This window comes from Algoriphagus sp. AK58, from assembly GCF_014324365.1.
GTDB lineage: Bacteria > Bacteroidota > Bacteroidia > Cytophagales > Cyclobacteriaceae > Algoriphagus.
On the sequence record NZ_QEIG01000024.1, the window covers coordinates 1 to 16,880 of the forward strand.

Sequence of the window (16,880 nt, forward strand, 5' to 3'; positions counted from 1 at the left end):
TAGCGCAGGGGTCCCACCTCTTCCCATCCCGAACAGAGAAGTTAAGCCCTGCAGCGCCGATGGTACTGGGGTTACTCCCGGGAGAGTAGGTCGCCGCCACATTATTCAAAGCCTTCAGATCATACCTGAAGGCTTTTTTGTTTTAAGGACCTTTTCGTTTTATGGTTTATGATAGCGTACATAAGCTATCCAATTGCCCTCAGGACTCCAACTATGGACATTAATCGTGCCTTGGCCACCATAAAAAACACGTGTAAGATCTTTTATTTCTTTCGTGGCCATATCCATAATTCTTAGCTTTACATCTTTCCCAAAAGGATGAGCCCCCTTTTGATCTTCCAGATAGGAGATGTATACTATTGATCGATTGTCTGGTGATGGATGAGGGAACCAATTGTCGTATTCATCAAAAGTCAGCTGTTCTTGGCCACTTCCATCTGGTTTCATTCGATAGACTTGCATTCGGCCTGTTCGGTGTGAATTAAAATAAATCCATTGGCCATCATAGGAATATTCGGGTCCGTCATCAAGGCCATCTGAATTGGTTAGTCTTATTTCTTCACCGCCCGTGCTAGGTATGATGTACACATCCCATTGATCATTCCTTTCGGCACAATAGGCTAGAAATTTCCCATCTGGACTTATCCCATGCCAGTAGCTTGGGTAAAGAGGCGTAATAAGTTCCGGTTTTCCTCCTTCTATTGGAATAGTATAAATTCTTGAGCCTAAGCCTTTGTCGTTTTTGCTAAAAATGAGTGTTTTTCCATCCAAGCTTATTCCGTGATCATTGTTGACAGAGGTGATTAACTCTGGATGTAATTGTCCGAGGTTATTGCCGGCTAGATCAATCTTTTCGAGTAATCCACTGGAATTAATTAATAGGTATTTGCCGTCTCGGGACCAGTTTGGTGCTTCGAAATGTCGTTTCTCCTTCAGGATAGATTTCTCTTCTCCTGTCTTAACATTAAGGATAACGAGCTCGCTAGTCACGTTTTCGGGTGTTTGTGACCATGCCGAATAGCTTATCAAAATGGATAAGCAAGGCATGAAGAGTTTTTTGAAATTCATGGCTTTGGGGGATTGGTTATACCCAATTTACCTTGATTTTCAGCTATTAAGAAACCACCTCTACTACAAACTGGCCTCTAGTGAAAAATTTTCCAATCTCCCAAACAGGCTGCCTGTGTTTCGACATAGTCGTTTCAAACCATTCTTTATTTTCTGGAGAAACGGAAATCAACAGTCCTCCGCTGGTTTGGGGATCACAAAGTTTGACTAGATCCATACCTTTTACTCCAGTGACTTTGGAGTTAAAGGCATTCCAATTACGGTACGTATTGTCAGGGAATATGAACTGATTGATGTAATCCTGGATGCCTTCGATTAAGGGTAATTTGGCTAAGTCAACTTGAGCGGAAAGATTTGCACCTTCTGCCATTTCTATTAAATGACCCAAAAGGCCAAAACCTGTCACGTCGGTCATGGCATGAACTTCCTCATGGTTCCCAAGAATCTCACCAATGGAATTAAGGCTACAAGTGGTATCCAGCAAATTCACATAATCCTTTTCTGAAATTTTCTGACGCTTGAGTGCAGTGGCTAATACTCCAATCCCAATTGGCTTGGTGATATACAATAGATCACCCTCTTTACTTTCTTGGTTGGTCTTTATTTTTTTAGGATGAATTATCCCATTAACCGAAAGTCCAAAAATCGGATCTTTTGCTGCAATAGAATGCCCGCCTGCTAATTCAATTCCCGCCTGTTTGCAGATGCGTTTTGCTCCTTCCAGGACTTTTGCAGCCAATTCTGGTGCTATTTTTTCCACTGGCCAACTCAATATGGCATTTGCGAAAATGGGTTTACCACCCATTGCATACACATCCGAGATTGCATTGGCAGCCGATATTCTTCCAAAATCAAAAGGATCGTCAACGATTGGTGTAAAAAAATCTACTGTATTAATGAATGCCATATCCTCCGAAACCTGATACACTGCGGCATCATCTTTTTGGGAGTTACCAACCAAAAGGTTTGGGTCAATCTGAGAAAATGAACCACTGCCAGATAGTATTTGATCCAAGATAGCAGGAGCAATTTTGCAACCGCAGCCTGAACCTTCGCTCCACTCGGTGAGTCTAATTTGTGGGGATTCCATAAAATTTATTCTTAGTATTCAATAAAAGTTGAACTTGGTTGCCTATCGGGAGACCTGACAGGTCCATATGAACTGTTTTGCTTGCTTCATGTCTATGCAAATCGAAATCATAGGTTTTGTCGTAGTAAACCAACAGATTTGAGATCCAAGAGGAATGATTTTTAGCCTGTATATCCAAAATGGCTTGTTGGGTTCTTAGTCCCCCCAATCGCTTTTGGAGGCGTTTTACTGCAGCGATCAATTCAGATTCAGGAAGCTGTCCGTACTCCTCTGCGATATGTTCGATCCGTTCGTTTTCTGTTTTATGGATTTCCAACAAAGGGGAGTTGATCATTTGCTCATAGAAGCGGTCAGGAATGATTACTCTGCCTATTTTTCTGCTTTCATTTTCTACCCAGATCGGAATGCTTGAGTCGATGATCCGTAATTCCTCAGCCAATAGATTTTCAAATTGCTCCACACTGGGTTGAGGTAATTGGCCGATAGATCCAAAAGAGGAGCCTTTGTGATGGGCTAGATCCTCCAAGTCAATTACCTGTTCTCCGGATTCTTTTAGCTTTTTTAGAAGTATGGTTTTTCCTGTTCCTGTTTTTCCACCCAAAACCAACAAAGGATATATTTCCCTCACTTTTTCAAAGGTGTAGGTTCGATAAGTTTTATATCCACCTTTAAGTCTGAAAATTTCAAAGCCCACCATAGAAAGTAGCCAAGATAGGATCTGACTCCGCATTCCTCCTCTCCAGCAATAAACCATCGCTTTCCGCTCAGGGGATCTTTCCAAGGCTTCTTTTTGAATTTGGTGAAACCTGGGGCCCACAAGTTCAAATCCTTTTAAAGTAGCTTCAAGGGAGCCTTCTTCCTTGTACAAGGTTCCCACTTTTATTCGCTCCTCATTGGTAAGAATGGGTAGGTTGAACGAGCCGGGAATATGACTTTGAGAAAATTCTCCTTCGCTCCTTGCATCGATCAAGGGGAGTTGGTTGCGTAGCTTCCAAAATTCGTCCAGGGAAATAAGTTTCTCAGCCATTTCGGCAGTGAAGATAAAAAAAGCCGCAAAGAGTTCTTTACGGCTTTCGATCTAGGTGTAATTAAGAATTAAAGTTGTGCGTCTAGCTTTTGTGCCAAGACGGCTTTTGGAACAGCGCCCACTTGCTTGTCGACGATTTTTCCATCTTTGAAGAATAGCAAGGTCGGGATAGAGCGGATACCAAATGCCTGCGCAACAGATGGATTGGAATCTACATCTACTTTACCAATTACTGCTTTTCCTTCGTATTCTGCTGCCATTTGCTCTACCACCGGGCCGATCATTTTGCAAGGACCGCACCACTCCGCCCAAAAGTCCACCAATACAGGCTTATCTCCTGATACGATTTCTTCAAAGTTGGCGTCAGTTATTTCAATTGCTTTTCCCATTGTATTCTTGAATTAATAAGGTTCTGTTTTCAAATATATCAGCAAAAGCCGATTGATTTAGAATAAGTTCCTATCCAAATCAATAAATTCTCAATGACTCATCGACTAAATCAATAACTTATCTATCGCTAATTACCGGTCGACCACTTTGTAGACCACCTCAGGCAGCAGCTTGAGTTCTTGGATCATTTCGGCGCTCGGATCTATGGTGTATTTTTTGGAGAACAGCTCCAGCGTGATGTTCTCCCTTTGATCAATTACCTCAATATACAATTTCGCATCTCCTTTATACTTTGTGGTAATGGCTTCCAGCTTTTCCATCAGGTCATAAGTCAAATCGTCCAGATTGATATTGACCTTGAGCCCTTTGATCATCTTTCCTCTGACCTCACTGAGTAGGGAAATGCTGTTGATCTTGAATTCCACCTCGTTTTCATTCCCCCATTTTTTTTGCTCGACTTTTCCTGTTAGAAACAAAAACCATCCAGTCATGAAGTATTGCTTAAACTTCACATAGTCGTCGCCGAAAATGAAAAATGTAAATGACCCATGGTAATCCTCCAAGGTGAGGGTGCCAAAAGGTTTCCCGTTTTTGGTGGTACGATGGGCAAAACTTGAAACCGAACCTGCCATTCTTAATTCATTTCTGCCTTTCAGGCTATCCAAGTCTGCCAAGGCCGTCAGCGGAGTGTTAGTAAATGACTCGATCTCCAACTTGTATTGATCCAAAGGGTGTCCGGAGATGAAAAGTCCTACCACCTCTTTTTCAATATTCAGTTGCTGGATTTGTGAAAAAGGCTCCATTGGAGCTACGGAAGGCAAAGGGATTTCGGCATTTCCACCGCCGCCTCCAAAAAGACTTACCTGTGCGCTTTCTTCTTCCTGCTGAACTTTTTGAGCGTATTTGGTAGCTTTCTCGATCAATGTGACATCGCCTTCCGGTGCTTCCAAATATTGTCTTCGGTGATGCTCTTTGAAGCAGTCAAAACTACCTGCCATGGCCAAGGCTTCCATGGTCTTTTTGTTCAGCGCACGGGAATTAACTCGCTTGGCAAAGTCGAAAATGTTTTTGTAAGGGCCGTTTTTCTCTCTTTCCTTGATGATTTCATCAACTGCAGCGGCTCCAGCACCTTTAATTGCAGCCATTCCAAATCGGATTTCTCCGGCAGCATTTACCGTAAAACCACTTTTGGATTCGTTGACATCCGGTCCCAAAACCGGAATGCCCATTCGCTTACATTCTTCCATGAAAAAGGTCACCTGAGTGATGTCATTCATGTTGTTACTTAGCACAGAGGCCATGTATTCGGCTGGGTAATGTGCCTTCAGATAGGCCGTCTGGTAAGCAATCCAGGCATAGCAAGTAGAGTGGGACTTGTTGAAGGCATACGAAGCAAAGGCTTCCCAGTCGGTCCAGATTTTCTCCAGCTTTTTGGGATCATGGCCTTTGGCAGCTGCCTGATCGACAAACTTAGGCTTCATTTTGTCCAGCACGTCCTTTTGCTTTTTACCCATAGCTTTTCTCAGGACGTCCGCTTCTCCCTTGGTGAATCCCGCCAATTTTTGAGACAAAAGCATCACCTGTTCTTGGTAGACTGTGATCCCATAGGTTTCCTCGAGATACTCTTTCATATCTTCCAAGTCATAGGTAATGGGTTCTTGGCCGTGCTTTCGCTTGATGAAAGAAGGGATGTATGCCAAAGGTCCCGGACGATAAAGGGCGTTCATGGCAATTAAATCTGCAAAAACCGTCGGCTTCAGTTCCCTCATGTATTTCTGCATCCCGGGACTTTCATACTGGAAGATCCCGACCGTTTCGCCGCGCTGGAAGAGTTCGTAGGTCTTGACATCATCGATTGGGAAAACATCCGCATCCAGCAGAATGCCATGCCTCTCTTTGACAATCTTGATCGCATCCTTGATGAGTGTAAGTGTCTTTAAACCCAAAAAGTCCATTTTCAACAGGCCTGCAGATTCCACCACGGAGTTGTCAAATTGGGTACACACCATATCTGAGTCCTTGGCCAATGCTACAGGAACAAAATTGGTGATGTCGGCCGGAGTGATGATAACCCCACAGGCATGAATCCCGGTGTTTCTCACCGATCCTTCCAAAACGGCTGCTTGATTGACTGTTTTGGCAGATTCATCCTGGCCTTGAGCTACTCGAATGAGTTCCTCTGCTTTTTGGAGCAGTTCCCCTTGGCCTTTGAGTTTGTCATGAAGCGCTGGTCGGTTTTTAGCAAGATCAAAAAGCGTTTTGAGCTTGATGTCAGGTACCAAATTAGCTAGTCTGCCGGCCTCGGCGAGAGGTAAATTCAGAACACGTGCCGTATCCCGAATCGCCGATTTGGCCGCCATAGTGCCATAAGTGATGATCTGGGCTACCTGATTGGAACCGTATTTTTTGATCACATAATCGATTACATCCTGACGTCCTTCATCGTCAAAGTCAATGTCAATATCGGGAAGAGAAACCCTGTCCGGATTGAGGAATCTTTCGAAGAGGAGATCGTATTCGATCGGATCTACATTGGTTATTCCTACACAATAGGCTACCGCCGAACCGGCTGCCGAACCACGTCCCGGACCCACCGATACGCCCATATCCCGTGCTGCGCGGGTGAAGTCTTGGACAATCAAAAAGTAACCCGGATAGCCAGTCTTTTCAATGGTAGCCAATTCAAAATCCAATCGCTCTTGGATCTCGGGTGTGATTTCTTTGTATCGTTTTTTGGCTCCCTCGTAGGTCAGGAAGCGTAGATAGGCATTTTCCCCGCGCTTTCCTCCATCCACCTCATCTTCCGGATGCTTGAATTCTTCTGGAATGTCAAATTTGGGAAGAAGTACTTCCCTTGCTAATTTATAAGCCTCGCATTTGTCGACGATCTCCTGGGTACAGATGATGGCTTCGGGCAAATCCGCAAAAAGCTGTTTCATCTCCTCCGGACTTTTGAGGTAGAACTCGTCATTCGGAAAACCAAAACGGAATTCACGTCCACGCTTTCCTATGTATTTCTTGGGCTTTTCTACCAGTTCGCCGTCTTTCACACAGAGCAAAATGTCATGAGCCTTCGCGTCGCCTTTGTCATTGTAGTAGGTGTTATTTGCCGCGAAATATTTAACTCCATATTTGTGGGCAAACTCGAGGAGAACTTCGTTTACTTTTTCTTCTTCAGGGATTCCGTGGCGGTTGAGCTCGACATAAAAGTCGTCTCCAAACTGCTCTTTCCACCATACAAAAGCCTCCTCAGCCTGAGTTTCGCCTACGTTTAGGATTAAATAGGGGATCTCTCCCCAAAGTCCTCCCGTAGTGGCAATCAAGTCACCCTTGTATTGGACAAGGACTTCTTTATCTATTCTGGGTACGTAATAAAAGCCTTCAATATTGGCATAAGAGGCCAATTTGGCTAGATTGTGGTAGCCAGCTTTGTTTTTGGCAATCAAAACGGTTTGATATCCGTCATCCTTATTGGCTTTGTTTTTTCGGTCTCTGCAGAGATAAAACTCACATCCCAAAATGGGTTTGAGTTCTTTTCCCATCGCTTCTTTCACAAAGTGAAAAGCTCCCATCATGTTGCCATGATCTGTCATAGCGATAGCTGACATTCCCAAGGCCTTTGCTCTGGATACAATTGCAGGGATTTCCGAAGTAGCCTGCAAAACGGAATATTGGGTATGGACATGTAGATGGGTGAAAGGGACTTCTGCCAGATCGGAAATGTCTGCCTTCCCTGCTTGCTTGAGTACTTCCTTGGCGGCAGCTTTTTGAATGTCCTTGGCTTGGACAAAATTAGCCTCTGCCAGCTTCGGGGCTTCATAGATGACCTCTTCGAGCAAAATTCCCGGTTCCGGTTTTTGAACTCCCTGAGTGATCAAGCCAAAGAAGCAGCGTGCAGTAGCATCCACGTCATAGGCCGCATCGTGCGCGTCATCAAAGCCGATCCCGAAAAGTTTTTGATGGAGTTCGGTCAGGGTAGGCCACTTGTATTTTCCTCCTTTTCCCCCAGGAAGGGCACAGAAATCCGTAGAAATATCCTTGGTGTCGAGTTCGGCCTTGCCATCAAGTGGCATCACCAGTTCGGCTCGCAAATATTCTGAACCCACCACATTGATATCAAAACCGATGTTGTGACCCACCAGGAATTTGGCCTGAATCACATCTTCACGGAAAACCTGCAGGATTTCTTTCAGGTCGTGACCTTCTGCCAAGGCACGCTTGGTAGAAATACCGTGTACTTTTTCGGCATTATAAGGAATGGTAAATCCCTCTGGGCGGATGATGTAATTGTGGTTGGAGAGCAGTTTGCCTCTGGCGTCATGCAGCTGCCAGGCAATCTGAACCAGTCTCGGCCAATTGTCCACATCAGACATGGGTGCATTGTAATCCCGGGGCAAACCGGTAGTCTCTGTATCAAAAATGATGTACATACTTCTAGGGGAAATGAGGCTTCAAATTAGGGGATTATGCCCAAGCAAAAAATTGATTGGCGGGAATTGTCGCAAATAAAAATCTAAGCCCCTGAGCTTCTTTTGATTGTGTTTAATTTATTAAAAATCAATGATTTACAATATTTGTTTTTGAAATTTTACGAAATTTCGAGGTGATTGATGAGGCTGAAATCCCAGAAAAAATCGGGCCTCGGCTAAGCTAAATTTAAAATTGAGTGAAGGATAGGGAGTGATGAAGTGCATATTGAAAAGTACATTTTTCAACCTTAACTGCACCTTCAAAAATTCAATCTCCTACCTTTGATCCTCCCAAGGCATATAGACCACTTTTTTGGTTTCAAAAAATTCTTCCTTGAAATAATCGCTCAGGTGATAGGTGACATAAGATTTGTCGAGTTCTTCCATTTCCTCATCCACATCTCCGCCTTTTAAGTAAAGAATACCGTTTTGGAATTCGTTGAAGTCCTCGCGCTTTATTTTGCCTTTGACCCAAGGATAAAAATTGATCATACGGGTTACCGCACGGCTGATTACGAAGTCATATTTTCTCACCAAAGATTCTGCTCGAGCTTGCTGTGCTTCCACATTGCTCAACTTGAGTGCTTTGGCGACTTCTTTCACCACAGTGATTTTTTTGCCAATAGAATCTACCAAGTGGAAATGTGTATGGGGAAAGAGAATAGCCAAGGGAATGCCCGGAAAACCACCACCTGTTCCGATGTCCAGTACTTTGGTGCCTGGCTGAAATCGGAGCACTTTTGCAATTCCTAATGAATGAAGGACGTGATGTACATAAAAGTGATCCATGTCTTTACGGCTGATCACATTGATTTTGGCATTCCAGTCCTCATATAGTTCTTGCAAACGGTCAAACTGCTCGATCTGCTTTTCGGTAAGGTCAGGGAAATAGGATAAAATCAACTCGGTGCCGGGATTCATCAGATGTGATTTTCTTTGCCAGAGGCGATTTCAAAAAGAAGTTCCCGCGACCGGTGAAGTTGTGCTTTCACGGTACCGAGAGGTTTGTCAAGTTCTTGGGCTATTTCTTCATAGGAAAGCTCATCAAAGTACCTTAGCTGAACCAGTTTACGGTATTTGGCAGGGAGCTTATCCACAAAGACACGCACCATCTCTATCCGTTGGGATTTGATATACTCGTCTTGTGGATTGTTGTCATCGTCTTCTACGTCGATATTCACCGAATTTCCGCTGTCATCCGAGAGTGTATTGTTCAAGCTCATGGTTTTGAGCTTTTTCTTACGGATAAAGTCAATCGTGTTATTGGTTGCAATCCGGAAAAGCCAAGTAGAAAAAGTGTAGTCTTTTTTGAAGCGCTCCAGATTTCTAAAAGCTTTGGCAAAAGCCTCCATGGTCAGATCTTCGGCATCATCTGCATCTCGGATCATTTTGAGGATCATGAAATAAACGGCCTTTTTGTACCTCTTCATCAGGGTAGCATAGGCTGATTGGTCCTTTTCGTGGACGGCTTTGTCAATTAAGTCAAAGTCTTCCAGAGCTTTATTTGAAAAACCGCGTTCGTTTATTTCCATTGGATGTCTTTTGCCTGATAGGATACAGAGCCCAAAACCCAGAAATAACCTAAATAAAAGAGGTCATTCAGGACAGGATTCATTTTAGGAGCTTTTCCCTGAACGGTTTTGGCAGCAGATCTGAAAATCCCCATCACCAAAAACGATCTCAATAGGATAATACCCAAAACCGCGGAAAATTGTTCCCATTGAAGACTAATTCCGAAATAAATCAACAATCCCAATCCACCAACCCAAAACAAGGCATGTGACATCGAATAAAGACCGATCTTTCTTTTGTCTTCTCCCCGGTAATATTTTCCAGCATGGAGGTGGCGTTTTTTCTGCACCAGGTATTCTTTCCAAGTTTCCTTAGGAACAGAAATAGTGGTGGCATCCGGATCTATCACAATGGAAGAATTTTTTCCAGTCGCGTAGTTATTTACAAAGAGGTCATCGTCTCCACCTTCCAAATGCCAAAGTCCCTTGAAGGCCTTCACGTCCATGAAGAAGCTTTTTCGGTAGCAGAGGTTTCTGCCGATTCCCATAAAAGGAGCCTTCCAAAGAGCAAAAGACAAATAAAACAAGGCCGTCAGAATAGTCTCAAACTGAATCCAGCGGTTTAACGCCCCAGGTTTCTCCTGGTATCCTGAGTATCCAATGGCGAATGTTTTACCTTCCTGTCTTACGGGTGCTGTCATTTTTCTTATCCACTGATCAGAATTTGGAATACAATCCGCATCTGTCAAGAGTATGACGTCATTTTTGGCTACTTTGATACCAAGGGTAATGGCAAATTTTTTGGAAGTAACGTGATTGGGCGTGTATTTAATGGTGACTGACCTCAGTTTTGGGTATTTGGCCATCATTTCTTCCAGCAAACGCTTGGTTCGATCGGTACTCCGATCATTTACGATCATCACGTCAAATTTTGGATAATCCTGTTCAAAAAGCTTGGGGATCAGCACCTTGAGGTTTTGAAATTCGTTATGGGCAGCTACAAGTACAGTCACTCCCTCTTCAGGTTGCTGAGTAGATGAAGACTTGGAAAGAGATTTAAACCAGGCCGTTCGTCCGAAGATCATCAAGAGATAAATTCCCTGAATGATGACGCCGATACCAAAGAAAAACCAGAGTAAAAATAGGCCCATAGGTCGATTTTGCTGGGCAAATATAAAATCAATTTCAGCAAGTCATTTAAGAATAAGTGGATATTTTTGCAGGCTAAACCGGACAGGTTGTAGATCATCTCTACAGCTTCATCATGTAGAAGAATGAAATTCACTTTAGAGAAAAAAGATACCCAAACCAAAGCCAGAACTGGCACTTTGACCACCGATCACGGAGTAATTCAAACTCCGATTTTTATGCCGGTGGGAACAGCAGGCACGGTGAAAGCAGTTCATCAGCGGGAATTAAAAGAAGATGTCAAAGCCCAAATCATTTTGGGCAATACCTACCACCTGTATCTGAGACCTGGCTTGGAAATCTTGGAAAAAGCTGGGGGCCTTCATCAGTTTAATGGTTGGGATCGACCGATTTTGACGGATTCGGGGGGTTATCAGGTGTTTTCTTTGGCAGGTACCCGTAAAATCAATGAAGAAGGAGTAACATTTAAGTCGCATATCGACGGATCCAAACACGTTTTTTCTCCGGAAGGTGTAATGGATATTCAGCGGACCATCGGTGCAGATATTATTATGGCCTTTGATGAATGCACTCCCTATCCGTGCGAATATGGATATGCCAGAAAGTCTATGGAGATGACTCATCGCTGGCTGAAGCGATGCATAGATCGCTTTGACTCTACGGAAGGAAAATATGGATACACTCAGACGCTTTTTCCGATCGTTCAGGGTTCGGTATACAAGGATTTGCGGAAGCAAAGTGCGGAGTTTATCGCCGAACAAGGTCGTGAGGGAAATGCTATAGGAGGACTTTCTGTAGGAGAACCGGCCGAGATGATGTACGAAATGACCGAATTGGTAACGGATATTTTGCCTTCAGACAAGCCACGTTACCTCATGGGGGTAGGCACTCCGGCCAATATTTTGGAATGCATTGCCTTAGGAGTGGATATGTTTGATTGTGTGATGCCGACCCGAAATGCAAGAAATGGGATGCTTTTTACTTCCGAGGGGATCATCAACATCCGTAATGAAAAATGGAAGGAGGATTTTAGTCCCATTGATCCTGCTATCGGAAATTACGTCAGCTCATTTTATTCAAAGGCCTACTTGAGGCATTTGACTATTTCCAAGGAGATCCTTGCAGCTCAAATTGCCAGCATCCACAATCTTTCCTTCTACCTTTGGCTCGTGGGTCAGGCTCGGGAGCATATCCAAGCAGGGGATTTTGCCTTTTGGAAGGATCAAATGGTAAAGAAAGTAAGTGCTAGACTCTAAGTATGAAGATTCTCGACAAACTGATCATTAAGGAATTTTTGAAGACCTACTTTTTCGTAGTGGTCATGCTTATTCTTATTGTATTGGTTTTGGACTTTACCGAAAAAAACGACACCTACATCCGAAATCAGGTGCCTGCCAAGGATATCCTCAAGTATATGGGGAACTATGGCCTCTATCTGAATAATCTGCTTACACCCATTACAGTTTTTATTGCGGTTATTTTCATTACCTCAAAAATGGCAGGCCGCACAGAAATCGTCGCGATTTTGAGTTCGGGAGTAAGCTTTGTCAGGATGCTTCGTCCATTTCTTTTTGGGGCAGCGATGATAGGTGCGGTGAGTTTTTTGTTGAATGGTTGGGTGTTGCCAGGGGCTACTGCAGGAGTTAGTGAATTTAAAATTCGATATCTTGAAAAAGGACAAGCTTCCACTGATCCTAACATTCATATTAAAGTAGGCCCCAATGCCTATGCCTATATGAATCGGTTTTACCGAACCAGCAATACAGGCTATTATTTTACACTCGAGGAAATTCGTGACGGGCAGCTTTGGTCTAAACTCTCTTCCGATCGCATCCAATGGGACACCGCAAAAAACGTTTGGAGATTGGAAAATTGGCGACTTAGGGTGCTGAAGGAATATGGGGAGGAATATACTGTTGGGTCTGAGTTGGACACCATACTTTCAATCTCCCCGGCCGATTTTGATCTTCCAGAGAATCACCACGAAACACTAAAACTGCCCGAATTGAGCAGACAAATTAAAATTTTAGAGGACCGAGGGGCTGACAACGTGAGCTATTATCGTATCGAGCGGTATGTCCGGTTTATGTCTCCTTTCGCTGCCCTTATTTTGACCTTTATTGGAGTCATTATGTCAGCCAGAAAGACCCGCGGTGGTTCAGGATTTCAAATCGCCATGGGATTTTTATTGGCGTTTATCTATATCCTCTTGTTCATTTTATCTAGGACTTTTGCAGAGGCAGGAACACAGTTTCCCATTTTGGCGGTATGGCTTCCCAATATTGTTTTTGCATTGACTGGCCTGATACTTTACAAAACTGTCCCTAGATAGAATGCATTCAGGATCTATCAAAGATTATTTGCTCCTCCATTTTATTGTGCTGATTTGGGGATTTACAGCCATTCTAGGTTTGCTGGTCAGCTTGCCCTCGCTTGAGTTAGTTTTTTACCGAACACTCATAGCCGCTGTGGGAGTGGCAATTCTGATATTTTTCAAAAACGAGTCACTCAGTATTTCCATTCCACAAGTTTTGAAGATTATGGGGGTAGGTATTTTAATCTCCATGCATTGGATTTCCTTTTTTTGGTCTGCAAGATTATCCACGGCTTCAGTTTGTTTGGCAGGAATGGCAACCACTTCGCTTTGGACGGCTTTTATCGAACCTTTGGTCAAGAAGACGAAGGTCAAATGGTATGAAGTACTCTTGGGAGTGGTAGTTATTTCCGGATTGTTAGTCATTTTTCAGTTTGAATCCGGGTATTGGCTGGGTCTTTCTGTGGCCCTGGGTTCGGCGTTTTTAGCGGCTTTGTTTTCGGTGCTCAACGGTCGGCTTTCTCAGAGGTATACCCCATACCAAATCACGTTTTATGAGATGCTTGCTGCCAGTCTTTTTGCCCTTGTAATGTTGCCATTTTACAATGGATTGATGACAGAGGAGCAGGTCATTCAATGGGTATGGACCGATCTGGATTGGCTTTGGCTTTTTATTTTGGGAGTAGTCTGCACGGTCTTTCCTTTTTCACTGACCGTTGACTTGATGAAGCGACTTCCTGTCTTTTCGATCAATCTAACCATGAATTTGGAGCCGGTTTATGGGATTTTGCTGGCAGTGATGGTTTTTGGAGAAAAAGAAAAAATGACCCCGCAATTCTATTTGGGCACTTTGATCATTCTGATCTCAGTACTGATTTATCCTTTATTGAATTACTGGAACAAGCGGAGAAAAAACACCAAAGTGATTAGTTGAACATCAAAGCGTCGTGATATCTTGCAGCGTGGCAAGTGCAGTCTTCAATTCCTCTTTTGAGATTTCTCCGATTTTTTCGATCAAGCGATCTTTGGAAATGGATCGGATATGAAAAACCATCAGTTCAGACTCCAGCTTTAGCCCATTTGAATTTGATGGTTTCAAAACGGGATTTCCCTGATAGTTTTTGATTTTGGAAGTAAGAGGTGCTGTAATCACCACTTGCAGAAATTTATTCATCAAGTTGCCGCTCAGGATGACTACTGGTCCTCTGCCAGCTTGTTCTGATCCGATGACAGGATTCAGATCTGACATCCAGATTTCACCCTGCCTCATCTTCGATCTGCTTCAAGTAGTCGCCCATTCCTTCTTCAGCTACCATCAGGATGTCTTCATCCTGTGCTGCCTGTCGATAAGATTTGGCATACTCGGCCCTCTTGAGGTGATCCAGATAGAGGTTCAGTGCATTCTCCATCAATTTGTTTTTGGGCAGAGAAAGCTTCTTGGCGTATTCAGCAAGTCGCTGAAGGAGATCGTCGGGAAGTGTGCTAGTGAAGGTTGCCATTGTGTTTTATATTTATGATTTACAAATATAATAGTCAATTATCATATCAATTTACCACTAAACTTGAGAAAAAAAATATAATAAAATATATTTTTAATATAAATAAATATGGTTTAATTGAATTAATTTGATTTTAAAAATTATTTTACATTAAAATTTGAAAATGGATTTATTTTAATTAATGTTATAGTGTAACTTTTAAACGAAATTTTTATGAAAACAAATGATCTATTATCAAAATCTCTCTCTCTATTTCTCCTAATTTTTCTTATTGGGATAACTTCTTGTCAAGAAATTCCTGAGGCCCGTCAGATATTTGATGACCAAGGAGAAGAGCTGTTTTTTTCAAAGAATCCTGAATATGAATCTAAATTAAAAAGCTTATCAATTTACATGGGGCAAGTATTTCAAGATCCAAATGCAAGAACTGAATTGTTTGAATTCTCGAAAATTGAAGGCAATCAGGGTGAAATTTCTATTGATTTGTCCAAGCTTTTTGAAACAGAAGTTGATCCTGTCGCAAAAAAAAAATCAGCCATTGTGGACTCATTTAGTAGGCTAAGGACTTCGAAAACCTCTTCGGTACCACTTTATTCGATAGAAGAACTTATTTCGTTTATTAAGGAGAATAAAATAGGGATAGTTGCTCCATACCTTGCAGAAAATCAAATTCAATTGTAATGAAAAAGTCTAAAATTTTTTCATCCCTAATCGTTGTCTGTATTTTTCACTTAAAAGGATTTGCTCAAGAAAATAAATTTGAATTTCAGCTGTCAGGTGGATATTTAAGCCAAATCAATACTCCAAAATCAGCTAGCCCAGTACAACGAGGCGGATTCATGGGGATTGGTGTTTTCAAAGAATTAAAATTAGGGAAACTTAACTTTGATTTAGATCTCAATTATCTTAGTAAAGAATCTACTAAAGATTTAATCATTAATAATTATCAGAGATTTAGTATAAAAGGACAAGCTAATTATTTGGTTAAGACTTTCGTGATTGGAGAAAGCTTTTTGTATTTAGGTCCAGGTGCTGCTATTCATCAACCTTTAAATGCAAACGGGGATTATAATGGACCAAGTTTGGGGGCTAATTTCAAAGTTTTATTCCCCATCAAAATTTCTGATTTTCCCTTTTTTCTAAGCTATGATTTCGATTATATCATCAGCCAAGGATATATCCGAAATGGAATTGGAATAAGCTTTTGGCCCTAAATTTAAAATTTAGAAAGTCAATAGGTAGCCATGAGTCTTGTGGCTACCTCTTATTTTGTTAAAAGAAGATGTTTTATGTTTTTGAATTGGCGATCAAAGTTTGTCTTCAAACACAAAATAACTCTCCGGCAATTCCATCCATTCCGGCTTTTCCTCAAACAGCCCAAACACGCTCGATCCCGATCCGGACATGGCTGCATAATATGCTCCGGCGGAATACATTTTTTGCTTGATCTCGGCGATTTCCGGATGGTTTTTGAAAATGCTGGGCTCAAAGTCATTCACCAGTTCAGCTTTCCAGCGACTTCGGTCTGCCAAAACTTCTTCCAGCTTGACTTTGGGTAGAGCAGGAGTGACGCCGGAGTAGGCTTCTTTGGTGCCGACATGGATCCCCGGATTGATCAAAACGAGATAGCTTCCCTTTAAGGAAAGGTCGATGGGTTCCAGGATTTCCCCTCGGCCTCGGGCGATTTTTGGCGTATTTTCGATGAAAAAAGGACAGTCGCTCCCAAGTTCTGCCGCATATTCTTCCAAAAAGAAATCATCCAAGTGCAAATCAAAGAGATTGTTCATCAGCTTTAAGGCAAAAGCACCATCAGCCGAGCCTCCTCCGAGTCCTGCGCCCATGGGGATGTTTTTGTGCAGATGGATGTTGAGATTAGGCAATCCTTGAAAGTCTTTCTTCATCAACTTTTCAGCCTTTAGAATAAGGTTGTCCTTGGGATCGCCGGGAATGGCAAGTCCTGACGAAGTCCAACTCGATTTTTTGTCGATTATCATTTCCAAGGCATCATACAAAGGAATGGGTACCATACAGGTTTCGATCTCGTGGTATCCGTCTTTTCTTTTGGATGTGATATGAAGGCCCAGGTTGATTTTGGCGTTGGGAAAGCTGATCATAAGAGAGGACTGTTTTGACAAAAGTAAGGCAAAACTTAACAGAAGGTAGAGTGTTGAGTCTGGATTGAATTATTGCTAATCTTTCAATGGAAATTTAGATTTTTGGCATTGTATCATTTTTTTTCTTAAAAAAAAGAAAGTGTTTTCTCGAAAATTTTGAATTTAAGTAAAATCGATACAAAATTTTGGGATTCTCAATAATATGGGGATTTTTTGAAAAATTGATTCTGTAAAATGTTTAAAAAAGAA

At 42.4% G+C, this 16,880-nt stretch carries 16 protein-coding genes and 1 rRNA gene; 6 read left to right on the plus strand and 11 right to left on the minus strand.

Translation table 11 applies throughout. The features are described 5' to 3' along the window. Nucleotides 1-102: ribosomal RNA gene (gene rrf / locus DDT91_RS18730) — 5S ribosomal RNA — on the plus strand; the annotation flags it as partial. 57 nt (nucleotides 103-159) lie between these two features. Here rrf and DDT91_RS18735 read toward each other — a convergent pair. The 8 genes from DDT91_RS18735 to DDT91_RS18770 all read right to left on the minus strand — a co-directional run bounded on the left by DDT91_RS18735 (nucleotide 160) and on the right by DDT91_RS18770 (nucleotide 10,706). Beyond that, entirely contained in the window at nucleotides 160-1,068 is a 909-nt protein-coding gene (locus tag DDT91_RS18735; RefSeq protein ID WP_187177731.1) for a PD40 domain-containing protein, read from the minus strand. A 46-nt stretch (nucleotides 1,069-1,114) separates the two neighbouring features. Next, entirely contained in the window at nucleotides 1,115-2,158 is a 1,044-nt protein-coding gene (gene selD, locus DDT91_RS18740; protein ID WP_187177732.1) for a selenide, water dikinase SelD, read from the minus strand. After that, on the minus strand, nucleotides 2,139-3,185 hold the full coding sequence (mnmH, locus tag DDT91_RS18745) for a tRNA 2-selenouridine(34) synthase MnmH (RefSeq protein WP_187177733.1): 1,047 nt from the start codon (nucleotides 3,183-3,185) through the stop codon (nucleotides 2,139-2,141). Before mnmH ends, selD begins: the two co-directional genes overlap by 20 nt. A 68-nt stretch (nucleotides 3,186-3,253) precedes the next feature. Then, nucleotides 3,254-3,574 carry a thioredoxin gene (gene trxA, locus DDT91_RS18750; protein ID WP_187177734.1) on the minus strand — a complete coding sequence of 107 codons (321 nt, stop codon included), beginning with the start codon at nucleotides 3,572-3,574 and terminating at the stop codon, nucleotides 3,254-3,256. 132 nt (nucleotides 3,575-3,706) lie between these two features. Beyond that, nucleotides 3,707-8,005, minus strand: coding sequence for a DNA polymerase III subunit alpha (gene dnaE / locus DDT91_RS18755; protein WP_187177735.1), 4,299 nt, complete (start codon nucleotides 8,003-8,005; stop codon nucleotides 3,707-3,709). Nucleotides 8,006-8,320: 315 nt separating this feature from the next. Beyond that, nucleotides 8,321-8,965, minus strand: a complete 645-nt coding sequence (gene rsmG / locus DDT91_RS18760; protein ID WP_187177736.1) for a 16S rRNA (guanine(527)-N(7))-methyltransferase RsmG — start codon at nucleotides 8,963-8,965, stop codon at nucleotides 8,321-8,323. Further along, nucleotides 8,965-9,576 (minus strand): RNA polymerase sigma factor, encoded by a 612-nt coding sequence (locus DDT91_RS18765; protein WP_187177737.1) that lies wholly within the window; start codon nucleotides 9,574-9,576, stop codon nucleotides 8,965-8,967. The genes rsmG and DDT91_RS18765 overlap by 1 nt, the downstream gene beginning before the upstream one ends. Next, a complete protein-coding gene (locus DDT91_RS18770; protein WP_187177738.1) occupies nucleotides 9,567-10,706 on the minus strand; it encodes a glycosyltransferase in 1,140 nt (379 codons plus the stop codon). The genes DDT91_RS18765 and DDT91_RS18770 overlap by 10 nt, the downstream gene beginning before the upstream one ends. A gap of 123 nt (nucleotides 10,707-10,829) precedes the next feature. On the opposite strand from DDT91_RS18770, the gene tgt reads away from it, so the two are divergent. The 3 genes from tgt to DDT91_RS18785 are packed head-to-tail and all read left to right on the plus strand — an operon-like array spanning nucleotide 10,830 to nucleotide 13,952. Beyond that, nucleotides 10,830-11,960, plus strand: coding sequence for a tRNA guanosine(34) transglycosylase Tgt (tgt, locus tag DDT91_RS18775; protein WP_187177739.1), 1,131 nt, complete (start codon nucleotides 10,830-10,832; stop codon nucleotides 11,958-11,960). Between the two features lie 2 nt (nucleotides 11,961-11,962). Then, on the plus strand, nucleotides 11,963-13,036 hold the full coding sequence (locus DDT91_RS18780) for an LptF/LptG family permease (RefSeq protein WP_187177740.1): 1,074 nt from the start codon (nucleotides 11,963-11,965) through the stop codon (nucleotides 13,034-13,036). Between the two features lies 1 nt (nucleotide 13,037). Then, nucleotides 13,038-13,952 carry a DMT family transporter gene (locus DDT91_RS18785; protein ID WP_187177741.1) on the plus strand — a complete coding sequence of 305 codons (915 nt, stop codon included), beginning with the start codon at nucleotides 13,038-13,040 and terminating at the stop codon, nucleotides 13,950-13,952. 3 nt (nucleotides 13,953-13,955) lie between these two features. Here DDT91_RS18785 and DDT91_RS18790 read toward each other — a convergent pair whose 3' ends face one another. Next, entirely contained in the window at nucleotides 13,956-14,288 is a 333-nt protein-coding gene (locus DDT91_RS18790) for a type II toxin-antitoxin system PemK/MazF family toxin (protein ID WP_187177742.1), read from the minus strand. Further along, a complete protein-coding gene (locus tag DDT91_RS18795; protein ID WP_187177743.1) occupies nucleotides 14,275-14,517 on the minus strand; it encodes a ribbon-helix-helix domain-containing protein in 243 nt (80 codons plus the stop codon). Before DDT91_RS18795 ends, DDT91_RS18790 begins: the two co-directional genes overlap by 14 nt. Before the next feature lie 213 nt (nucleotides 14,518-14,730). Between DDT91_RS18795 and DDT91_RS18800 the strand changes: the two genes are divergently transcribed. Further along, nucleotides 14,731-15,198: a hypothetical protein gene (locus DDT91_RS18800; RefSeq protein ID WP_187177744.1), complete on the plus strand. Its 468-nt coding sequence runs from the start codon at nucleotides 14,731-14,733 to the stop codon at nucleotides 15,196-15,198. Then, entirely contained in the window at nucleotides 15,198-15,731 is a 534-nt protein-coding gene (locus tag DDT91_RS18805; RefSeq protein WP_187177745.1) for a hypothetical protein, read from the plus strand. The genes DDT91_RS18800 and DDT91_RS18805 overlap by 1 nt, the downstream gene beginning before the upstream one ends. A 93-nt stretch (nucleotides 15,732-15,824) precedes the next feature. Here the strand turns inward: DDT91_RS18805 and ispE are convergent, their stop codons facing one another. Then, nucleotides 15,825-16,631 carry a 4-(cytidine 5'-diphospho)-2-C-methyl-D-erythritol kinase gene (ispE, locus tag DDT91_RS18810; protein WP_187177746.1) on the minus strand — a complete coding sequence of 269 codons (807 nt, stop codon included), beginning with the start codon at nucleotides 16,629-16,631 and terminating at the stop codon, nucleotides 15,825-15,827. Nucleotides 16,632-16,880 lie beyond the last annotated feature (249 nt).